The sequence below is a fragment of the Microcoleus sp. B3-A4 genome, from assembly GCF_036705385.1.
GTDB lineage: Bacteria > Cyanobacteriota > Cyanobacteriia > Cyanobacteriales > Microcoleaceae > Microcoleus.
In genome coordinates this window covers 1-9,026 of the sequence record NZ_JAUBUI010000141.1, presented here as the reverse complement: position 1 = coordinate 9,026, position 9,026 = coordinate 1, and the positions used below count along the sequence as shown (strand labels likewise).

Genomic DNA, 9,026 nt, shown 5'->3' with positions numbered 1-9,026 from the left:
CGCTTCTGTGATTTATTGCGTAAGCGTTGCTTGCCGTAGGCGTCGCATCCCTCTTTAAAAACTGTCCGGAGTATTGATCAATATAGATCGTTCGTTAATCTGCCCCTACAGCAATTATGGGCGAAGCGAAGCGGAGGGAATTGAGCGGACACGATTTAACTAATAATCAATAACTAATCGCCAATAACTAATGACTACTGACTACTGACTAATTGATGCCACAGCCGATCGCAAATTCCCTTGAAACTCGCCCAGAATTCGATCGCACTCTTCCTTCTCCAAATTAGTCCAGTGCATCATCAAAGCTAATTTAACCGACTTGCCGCTTTTTTCGAGCAAAAAACCCGCCTCCTCCCGGCTTAAATCAGTCAAATCCTGCAACATCCGCACAGCCCGATCGCGCAATTTCTTATTAGTAACCGCCACGTCAACCATCCGATTGCCGTAAACCTTCCCCAGCTTCACCATTACCCCAGTCGAAATGATATTTAAAGCCATTTTTGTTACTGTACCCGCTTTCAAGCGCGTCGAACCCGCCACTACCTCCGGGCCAACCAACAACCGAATATCAACATCAGCCTCAAAATTCACTTGTTCGACGGGTACGCAGGCCATAAACACAGTCTTCGCCCCCCGCTGGCGTGCCGCCTGCAAAGCGCCCGCGACAAACGGCGTCGTACCTCCAGCCGTAATCCCGACAACTACATCTAAGTTGGTAATGTGACGGTGGGCGATCGCCTCAGCCCCATCTTCAGCCCGATCCTCCAAATCCTCCGAACTCCGCACCAAAGCCCCCGCACCCCCAGCAATTATGCCCTGTACGAGTTCTGGCGGCGTGCAGAAGGTGGGGGGACACTCGGCCGCATCCAGCACCCCCAAACGCCCGGAAGTACCAGCACCGACGTAAAACAGGCGACCTCCTTGACGCAGAGACTCGGCTGCAATGTCGATCGCTTGGGCTAACTGTTCGCGGGCACGGGCGATCGCGCTTAAGGTTTGGGCATCTTCCCGGTTGAACAAGTCCACTAATTCGATCGAACTGAGTTGGTCTAAATTCTCGCTGTTGGTATTCACCTGTTCAGTCAGCAGATGGCCCCGTTCTTCCAAATTCTTCATTTTTTCTCAGTTGTTAATTGTCAGTTGTCGGCCTTCAAGCGAAGTCAGGAGACATAGAGAGTCCCAGGTTCAGCCTGCAAGCCTGTATCTACAAATGAAGCCCTTGATTGAGTACGCTGGAAGAGATTAAATTTATCCTTCTTCCCTCTTCCTTCTTCACATCGAGCCTCGAATCTCAATATCCATCCGTTACATCCGCTACAGAATCCGTTCCCGAACCTTCCTTTTACAAAAGTCCTTCGAGTCGGCGGCGAATAGAATCCAGTTCGTTTTGGGAAACCTCAGAATCCGGATCGAGATCCGGCTCGGGCTCCGGCTGCCACTGAGTTTGTGTTACATTGTTTTCTGGCGGAATCTCCAGCGCCCCCGCCGGTATGAGTTCCCAATCATAATCAACACTGTTGCAGAAATCCTTAATTTCCTCCTCGTCGATCGCCTCGACAGTGGGCTCGGGGAAATCCTGAGCTTCCAACATCACGCCAAAGCGGGTGGCGTCGTCTTCTGACTCAAACATCAGAACTTTATTGCGATCGCCGAGTTGAATGGTATGAATTCCCTCATTCTCGGTGCGGGCATTGAAGAGTAAGACGAACACTCGCATAAGTTTTAAAGACCTTCTTAACCACCGTTTTTTTATCTTAGAAGCGATCGGGCAACCGATTTTAAATTTTATATTTTAGATTTTAGATTGACCAGCGATCCTGCACTGGCGGGATCGAAAGGAATTGGGGCATTTGGACGACTTGGTTTGATATTTGAGATTTTATATTGACCGCCGATCCTGCACAGCGGGGGAAACCTAGAGGAGTTGGGGGAGTTGGAGGACTTGGTTTTAGGTGATGTTGCGTGTTTTGATTAAGTTCGGTAAAGGTTTCTGGAGTCTACCCTGGAGTGGGGGCGTGCCTTTTGCCTGCGATCGATCCGGGGATCGGCACTTCCGACCTCAATTCTGAGTCTACCAAAGGCAGAAGGCGCACTGGCGAATCACAGAAATTATACCTGTCTAAAATTGGCTGATTCCCTTAATTCCTGAATTCTCTGATTTCTGAGAAACACCCATGACTAACTCCGACGATAACAAAAATCAACTCGCACCCCGTCCCCACCGCCGCTGGTGGCGTCTGCTGCTGCTTAGCGGTACGGGATTGGGTATTCTCGCTTTGGTTGGGGCGGCGGTAGGATACCAGTGGGTGCGGGAAAAGTTAGCTCCTTTGGTGGAAACTGAAGTCAGTCAGTTGCTGAAGCGGCCCGTGCAACTCGGACGTTTGGAGGGATTTTCTCTGACAAGTTTGCAGTTTGGCCGATCGACTTTACCTGCAACTCCTACCGATCCGGATTACGCTTCTACAGAAGCAGTTAAAGTAAAGTTTTCGGTTTTGCAACTGCTGTTCACGCGCAATCTCAAATTAGATATTACCTTAGTTAAAGCCAGCGCTTATATCGAACAGGATGCTAAAGGCCGCTGGGTTAATATTCCAACTGCGGAGCAGAAATCTCCGGGTTTATTTAAAACAGAAGTTGAAGCAATTCGAGCTGAAAATACCGCCGCAGTTTTGGTACCGCGCCCCGCAGTCGGACAGACAACTTCGGCTCCTATTTCTGTAAATCTGAAAAATGGCAGTGCTCTATTTCGCGACCAAAATCAGCGCGTTCTCTACGAAGTAAACGGTCAGTTTACTAACAGCGATAATTTTATACTTAAAGCTGATTCTATCTTACCTGCAGCTCAAACTAACCTGCAGTTGCAAGGTCAAAATTTGCCTTTGCCCGACCTCGCTCGCTTGCTAAGGCTTTCCAGCATTTCTTTACAAAAAGGTCTAGCTAATGGCAATTTAACCGTGCAAGTGCGAGAGAATAAAGTATCGGGAATTACCGGCGCAGCTAGTTTTGGAGGAGTGCAAGCGAGTATTGCTCCACTGAAACAAATCATACAAAATAGCAGCGGTCAGTTGCGGTTTCAGGGAACTAATATTATTGTCGATAGTCTGGCGGCTAATTACGGTCTAATTCCGCTGAGAATAGCAGGAACAGTTGCAACTGGAACTAATTTTAATTTGGAGAACGCTAGCTTCAATCTGACAACTAACGTGCAACCAGTGGCTTTCGCAAGTGTTGTCAGTGCGGTGGAGACAGAGTTAGGGAAGAAAGTAGTATTGCCCGTTGCTTTTGCGGGGGAGGTGAAGGCGGATGCCAAGCTAACTGGAACTGTTGATCTGCCGGTGCTCACAGGTGCGATCGCCTCGACAAAACCCGCTACGGTCGATCGACTGCAATTAAACAATATTAGCACTAATTTCAAATTGGAACGCGGGAGAATGGCTCAAACCCCAACTCCAAATTCTAAATCTTCTATTCGCCCTTTTTCCTCTTTAGCTTTGACTTTGAGCGAGATTTTGGTAGTGCCGGCGGCGGGGGGTAAACTTGGCGGCAAAGGTCAAGTTGATATTGCTTTAAAAAATAAGAAGTCGCCATCTGGTTTGGTGTTTGACTTGCAAGCTGAAAACTTACCCGCAGATAATCTCGCCCAAATTTACGCTCTCCCAATTCCTGGTACTGTTACAATTGGCAGTGTGTCCGCAAAAGCTCAAATTTTCGGCCCGTTAGACAACATTCAAGCTAGAGTTCAATGGCAAGCACCGCAAGGGACTTTCCCCGCTGCGGGCGAAATTCGAGCCGGAGGAAATTCGGCGGATTTGCAAAATACGGTTGTGAAAATTGGCGACGCTTCTGTTAACGTGGATGCTGCGCTAAAAGACCGTCAGTGGCAAGCTTTGATTGAGGGCGATCGCGTAGCCCTGAACAGTTTGCAGCAAGCCCTGCCAGACCTTAATTTGCCTCCTGAACTAGCCGGTTTGTTCAGCGGAACCGCCGAAGCTGCGGGAACTCTAGACGATTTGAGTTTAAATGCGATCGCTGCGACGGGCAAAGGAACGCTGAATATTGCTGACAGTATTGTTGATGTTAATGGCGAACTAGAAGCTGGTCGCTGGCAAGTTTTTGGCAACACGGAAAAAGTTGCAGTCAATCAATTAATTGATATTGGCTTGCCGTTATTAACACGGGAAACGCCAGAAAATCGGGAGAATCTAGAAGCTAAAATCCAAAATTTTAAAGCGTTAAACGGACAGCTAGCAGGTGAATTTCAAGCTGCGGGAAATGTTAACGATTTGACTGCTGGCGGAGTCAATTTTAGTAGCAACGGTAGGCTCTATTTTGCCGACAGCAATGTCAATTTACAAGGAGAATTGGTAGCGGGGAACTGGCAAGCAAAAGCAGAAACCGATCGCACTTCCATCAGCCGCTTGGTAGATTTGACACTACCGATTTTAGATGTTGCTGCAGCATTCAATCCCGAAAATCAGCAATCGGCTAATCTCAACAATCTCAAATCCAAAATCTCAAATCTCAAATCGATTGACGGACTGCTATCGAGTCAATTTACAGCATCGGGAAGTCTTGACAATTTTACTGCTAGCAGCATCAATGCCAGCGGCAGCGGCAGACTCAATCTTGCTGGCAGTGATGTTAATTTAAAAGGAGAATTGGTAGCGGGAAACTGGCAAGCAACAGCAGAAACCGATCGCACTTCCATCAGGCGCTTAGGAGATTTAGGATTCCCGCTGTTAGATGTTGGCTTAGCTTTCGCTGCTGACAATCCCCAAACAGTCGCCAATATCAACAATCTAAAATCCAAAATCCAAAATCTCCAATCGCTTGACGGACAAATATCCAATCAAATTCAAGCCAGCGGCAGTCTTGATAATTCAACCGCCCCTGAGATAGGCGTCAGCAGCAGCGGCAAACTCAATATAGGGGATGGTACTCTTGCTTTTAGAAGTAAATTAGAAGGCAGACGCTGGCAAGCTTTCGCCGATGCTGATCGAGTTATTCTCAGTCGCTTAGAACAAACAATCCGCAGTACCCAACTGTTGACCCTGACGGCGACTTTGCCTAAAGGATTTGACGGCAGAGTTAACGGCGAATTCCAAGCAGCCGGCAGTTTGGATAACTTGACAGCCAAGGGAATTAGTGGTAGCGGAGAGGGAGTGATTGTGGTCGATCGACTCGGGGCGATCGATACTACGGCCAAATTAGAAAACGGCAACTTGCAAGCATTGCTGGAAACGAACGGAATTGCCGTCAGTAATTTAGAACAAACCCTCAAACAAACAGGTTTGCTGACAGCGGATTTACCGCCAGAAATTAACGGAACCCTCGACGGCAAAGTCCGCATTTTGGGAACAGTAGACAATCTAACCGCCAACGGCATCACCGCCAACGGCGACGGACAAATTCGACTCGCCAACGGCGGAGGAATTGTCAATGCTAAAGGCCGCGCAGAATCGGGGAATTGGCGCGCGTCAATACAGGGCGAGCAAATTGCTCTAAGTCCCTTCCAGCAAGCCTTTGAGTCGCAGCGACAAAGCTTGCAAACCGGAGATGTAGTATCTGGTGCCCAAAATCTCCCCCAGCTTGGAGGACTGTTTAACGGCAATATCAATTTATCCGGGCTGATGGGGGCGGGCACGGGGGCACCGCCCCTACAAAATGTTCGCGCCGGCGGCAGTTTCCGCATCTCGGAATTGCCGTTTTTGAAACAACCTTTTGAGGCAGTATTTAATTGGGACGGCAAACGGGTGGAAATTGAGAACGCCACAACTCCCGGTTTGACAGCAAACGGCTTTGTTAACGTCGAACTCGAAGGTAAAGGAGGGCCCTCAATTTCCAACTTAGATTTGGATGTCAAACTCGCCAACTTTAATCTGGAAGCCTTACCGGCAGAAAAGGTAGGATTTTTGTCTGCAATTGCGGACAAAAATTCCTCACAGCAAAACCCACCCCTGCGCGGCAATGTAGATTTTACCGGCAGCCTCACCGGAACCCTCGCCGAACTCAGCTTAGTTGGCGACGTGGAGGTGCGGGATTTAGCAGTAAATCAAGTCGCTTTTGACCCGGTACTGGCGGGGAGTGTGAATGCGGATGCTGGGAAAAGTGTAGATTTGCGTTTGGCCGGTCGCCAAGACAAAATTGAAGTAGCTTTAAATCAATCTTTTCTGCCGACATCTTTCTTAATTCAACGCGGGGAATCCGTGGCTAGGGGCCAAACCGAGGGAGAAACTTTGCGAGTTAATTTAAGCGATTTTCCCCTCGCTGCTTTGAATCTCGCACCGGGGAAAGAGGCTGGTTTGGGGCCGATAACTGGTACGGTTTCGGGACAAGTAAATGTGCCCGGTTGGAAGATGCCGTTAAATCCGGCGACTTTGCAAGCAAGCGGACAAATTGCGATCGCCCAACCGGCGATCGGCTACATTAAAGGTGACAGTTTCCAAGGCGAATTCAGCTACGCTAACGGCAGCGCCACTCTCACAAACGGACTTTTCCGCCAAGGCAGCGGTCAATACTTAATTTCCGGCAATGTTCAAACAGGCGCCAACCCGCAATTTGCCGGGAAAGTTAACGTCCAGCAAGGCAATTTGCAACAGGTTTTAACCGCTTTGCAATATTTCAATTTAGGCGACTTGGCTAGAGGCGTAAAACCTCCCGTTTACGGTGACAGTGGCGACGTGCAAACTGTAGCAGTGGGAGAACCAGAAGCGCCGCTAATCGAACAGTTGCGCCGTTTGGCAGAAATTGAAACAATTTTGCAGCAGCAGCAGGCAGTAAAATCATCAGAAAAATTGCCTCCCTTATCCCAATTGCAAGGCACTTTTGGCGCGGAAATTGCTGTCGCAGGTTCTTTGCAAACGGGTGTGCAAGCTCAATTTAACGTGAAAGGCGATAACTGGCAGTGGGGACAATATGTCGCTGAAAAGTTCAGCATTGAAGGCAGTTTTCAGGAAGGGATTTTAACTGTTTTGCCTTTGGAAATTCGATCGGGAAAAAGTGCGATCGGCTTTTCGGGACAACTCGGACAAAAAGCTCAATCCGGGCAGTTGCGGGTAGAAAATGTGCCCGTGGAAGAGTTGGCAAAACTGGTGGAATTGCCTTTTGTGGATGTCACGGGAAATTTGAATTTGCGGGCAAATTTGGCCGGCAGTTTGGAAAACCCGCAAGCCACCGGGGAATTGAGTTTGCTTGAGGGTACGCTAAACGGAGAACCGATTAAACAAGCTGACGGTAGTTTCAGTTACAGCAACGCCCGCCTGAATTTTGGCGGCAGCGCTTTGGTAACTCAAACCGAACCGATTGAGGTGCAGGGAAGTTTGCCTTTTGAGTTGCCGTTTGCAGCCGTGAAACCTGACAGCGATCAAATCGATTTGAGGGCGAATTTGCAAAATGAAGGTTTGGCAATTATTAATGTATTGACTCCACAAGTTGCGTGGGTCAGCGGCCAGGGACAGGTGCAAATTCGCGTGGGAGGAACGCTGCAAGACCGTGTAGCGCAAGGAATTGCGAATTTTGAAAATGCAACTGTCCGCGCGCAAGCCTTCCCAGAACCGCTGACAGGGCTAACTGGGACGGTGCGCTTCGAGGGCGATCGTATTCGGGTAGAGGGAATTCGGGGACAGTTGAGTCAGGGACAAGTTGTCGCCGCTGGCGTGATTCCGCTGTCTGTGCCTTTTGCTGAGGGCGATGTCGATGCGGCTAATCCTTTGGCTGTGAATCTCGACAAGTTAGCAGTGAATCTCAGAGGATTGTACAGCGGGGGCGTTGTCGGTCAAGTGCAGGCAAGGGGTACGGCTAGGCGCCCGCAGTTGAGCGGTAATATTGAACTGTACAACGGCGAAGTATTTCTCCGGAGTCCCGGCGGCGGCACAACTGAGTTAGCTTCTTCTTCTTCTGCTTCCGATTCTCCTTCTACATCTTCCGCTTCCCCTGCGACTGACGTTTCTGCTTCCCCTACAACTGAGGTTTCTCCTTCTGGTGCGACTCCGACTTCCCCTTCCTTTGAAGTTGGACTGAACGATTTGCGGCTGAATTTGGGCCGGGGAATTCGGGTAACGAGTGCGCCGATATTGAGTTTTCAGGCGACTGGGGGCTTGACGGTGAATGGAACTTTAGATGACCTTCGCCCGGAGGGTACAATTCGGTTGACTTCCGGGTCTGTGAATTTATTTACGACAGAGTTTAGACTCGATCGAGGATACGCGCAGACAGCTACCTTTGTACCAGGACAAGGACTCGATCCGACGCTGGATGTGAGATTAGCAACTTCGGTGCAGGAAGTAACGCGGTTCCGCACTCCCGGCACATCTGTAGCCTCTGAAATCGCAGACGAACCGACAAGTTTCGGCAATGTGCGGAGTGTCCGAATTCAAGCGTTAGTGCAGGGAAGGGCTTCTCAGTTGGCGGAAAGTCTGGAGTTGAGGAGTTCTCCGAGTCGATCGGAAACAGAGATTGTAGCGCTGTTGGGCGGCAGTTTCGTGCAGACTTTGGGACAGGGAGACAGTACGCTGGCGATCGCAAATTTAGCCGGTGCGGGTTTATTGAACAACCTTCAATCTGCGATTACCAACGCCACAGGATTGAGCGAATTCCGCTTATTTCCCACTCGAATTAGAGGCAACGAAGCACAAAGTGCTAGTTCCAGTTCAGGTGCGGGTTCTCTCGGTTTAGGTTTAGAAGTTGGGTTTGACATCACGCGCAATATTTCAGCATCAATCATTCGAGTTTTGTCAGCCAATCAACCGACAGAATTTACTGTGCGCTATCGATTGAGCGATAAACTTTTACTCAGAAGTTCCAGTAATTTTCAAGGAGACAATCGCGTCACTGCTGAATATGAATTGAGGTTTTAGTTAGCAAAAAATACAGTTTCCAAAAAGCTGAAGATCCTCAATTAGGAGCAGAGAATGTGAAAAGAAGACAAGCAATCAAATTGATAACAGTAAGTAGGGCTTGCTGAATAAGCGATAGCGCTTGACGTAGCCTGGGTTATTCGAGCGCGCGATCGAGAGTAAAGTGCAAGA

At 49.0% G+C, this 9,026-nt stretch carries 3 protein-coding genes; 1 reads left to right on the top strand and 2 read right to left on the bottom strand.

What is annotated here, in order from left to right:
* Positions 1-201: 201 nt before the first annotated feature.
* Positions 202-1,116 carry an N-acetylmuramic acid 6-phosphate etherase gene (gene murQ, locus QUB33_RS28220; RefSeq protein WP_333042206.1) on the bottom strand — a complete coding sequence of 305 codons (915 nt, stop codon included), beginning with the start codon at positions 1,114-1,116 and terminating at the stop codon, positions 202-204.
* Positions 1,117-1,342: 226 nt separating this feature from the next.
* The gene (locus QUB33_RS28215) at positions 1,343-1,717 is read right to left on the bottom strand and encodes a DUF3110 domain-containing protein (RefSeq protein WP_333357564.1); all 375 of its coding nucleotides are present in this window, start codon (positions 1,715-1,717) and stop codon (positions 1,343-1,345) included.
* A gap of 457 nt (positions 1,718-2,174) precedes the next feature.
* Between QUB33_RS28215 and QUB33_RS28210 the strand changes: the two genes are divergently transcribed.
* The gene (locus QUB33_RS28210) at positions 2,175-8,855 is read left to right on the top strand and encodes a translocation/assembly module TamB domain-containing protein (protein ID WP_333357561.1); all 6,681 of its coding nucleotides are present in this window, start codon (positions 2,175-2,177) and stop codon (positions 8,853-8,855) included.
* Positions 8,856-9,026: the final 171 nt, after the last annotated feature.

Bases quoted from the DNA above. Each gene is read 5' to 3' on its own strand.
- QUB33_RS28210 (WP_333357561.1), top strand. From the start codon at position 2,175: ATGACTAACTCCGACGATAACAAAAATCAACTCGCACCCCGTCCCCAC.
- murQ (WP_333042206.1), bottom strand. From the start codon at position 1,116: ATGAAGAATTTGGAAGAACGGGGCCATCTGCTGACTGAACAGGTGAAT.
- QUB33_RS28215 (WP_333357564.1), bottom strand. From the start codon at position 1,717: ATGCGAGTGTTCGTCTTACTCTTCAATGCCCGCACCGAGAATGAGGGA.